A 1,675-nucleotide genomic window follows, 5' to 3' on the forward strand; every position below is an offset into this window, starting at 1 on the left:
GTGGGGTTGAACCGGGGGTTGGTCAGTGACCCGGCCGCGCCGTTCGGCGGGGTCAAGCAGAGCGGCATCGGCCGCGAAGGCGGACACGAAGGCCTTCTGGAATACCTGGAGTCCAAATACATCGCCGTGAGCTGGTAGGTGGGCTTTCTCGACGCGCCGCTCCCACTGGCGTTCGCCCACCGGGGCGGCGCGGCCGAGGGCGACGAGAACACGGCCGAGGCGTTCGGCCGGGCGGTGGCGCTCGGCTACCGGTACGTGGAGACGGACGTGCACGCGACCGCCGACGGTGTGGCGGTGGTCTTCCACGACCGCGATCTGCGCCGCCTGACCGGCCGCCCCGAGACCGTCGAGTCGCTCACCTGGGCCGACCTGGCGACTGTCCGCGTCGCCGGGGCGGGCGCGGTGCCGCGCCTGGACGACGTGCTGGCCGCCTGGCCGGGCATCCGCTTCAACATCGACCTGAAGGCCGGTCCCGTGGTCGAGCCGGCGGTGCGGACGATCCGGTCAGCCGGCGCGCAGGACCGGGTGCTGCTGGCGTCGTTCAGCGACAAGCGGCTGGCCGAGGCACGGGCCCTCGCCGGTCCGTCGATCGCGACGTCGGTGGGTCAGGGCGGCGCGGCGCGGCTGCGGCTCGCGTCGTGGATGGGCCGCCGCGTGCGGCTGCCGGAGTCGGTGGTCGCGGCCCAGGTGCCGGCGCGAACAGGCCGGCTCACCGTGGTCGACAAGACCTTCCTGGGGTACGCGCACAGCCTCGGCCTGCAGGTCCACGTCTGGACGATCGACGACCCCGCCGAGATGCACCGCCTGCTCGACCTCGGCGTGGACGGCATCATGACCGACCGCCTCGATGTGCTGAAAAACGTCTACCAGCAGCGTTCCGTGTGGACGTGACGGGTCGATGAGCCGCATGAGAGATCGGCGGATGATCGACGTACCGTCGGCGGGGTGACCGCCACCAGCACCAGCACCAGCACCGCCGTGCGCCGGCCGACCCGCACCACTCTCGGCGGCGTCGGGCTCGTCCTGGTCAGCGCGTTCTCGGTGCATTCGGGTTCGGCGGTGGCGGCGACGCTCTTCCCGCGTGTCGGGTCCGCGCCGGTGGTCTCGCTGCGCCTGGTCGTCGGCGCGATCCTGCTGCTCGCGTTGTGCCGCCCGTCGTTCCGCGGTCGCAGCCGCTCCGACTGGGCGGTCGTCGGGGTCTTCGGTCTCGCGCTGGCCGGCATGAACACCGTCTTCTACGCGGCCATCGAGCGCGTCCCGCTGGGCCCGGCCGTGACGATCGAGGTGCTCGGGCCGCTGATCCTGTCGGTGGTCGCGGCGCACCGGCGGTCGGCCTGGCTGTGGGCGGGGCTGGCGCTGGCCGGTGTGGTGCTGCTGGGCCTGCCGGAGCGCGGCGGCCTCGACCGCCTCGATCCCGTCGGGGTGCTGCTGGTCCTGGTGGCGGGCGCGCTGTGGGCGTCGTACATCGTGTTGAGTGCCCGGGCCGGCGCCCGCTTCCGGGGCGCGGAGGGCCTCGCCCTGGCGATGGCGGTGGCGGCGGTGCTGTCCCTGCCGCTGGGCGTCGCGGGGGCTGGGCCGGCGCTGCTGGACCCGGCGGTGCTGGCGCTGGGCTGCGCGGTCGCCGTGTTGTCGTCGGTGCTCCCGTACTCTTTCGAGTTGTTCGCCCTTCGCCGCC

At 73.6% G+C, this 1,675-nt stretch carries 3 protein-coding genes; all 3 read left to right on the plus strand.

Annotation, left to right across the window (positions count from 1 at the left end; genetic code table 11):
* Nucleotides 1-138, plus strand: a 138-nt coding sequence (locus tag AB0M20_RS42085) for an aldehyde dehydrogenase family protein (protein WP_364306981.1), incomplete at its 5' end; no start/stop codon positions are given.
* Complete coding sequence (locus AB0M20_RS42090) at nucleotides 139-891, plus strand: glycerophosphodiester phosphodiesterase (protein ID WP_364306978.1); 753 nt, start codon at nucleotides 139-141, stop codon at nucleotides 889-891. It abuts the gene before it with no gap.
* A gap of 54 nt (nucleotides 892-945) precedes the next feature.
* The coding region (locus AB0M20_RS42095) for an EamA family transporter (RefSeq protein ID WP_364306979.1) at nucleotides 946-1,675 on the plus strand (730 nt) is incomplete at its 3' end.

The sequence above is a fragment of the Actinoplanes sp. NPDC051633 genome (genome assembly GCF_040681735.1).
Taxonomy (GTDB): domain Bacteria; phylum Actinomycetota; class Actinomycetes; order Mycobacteriales; family Micromonosporaceae; genus Actinoplanes.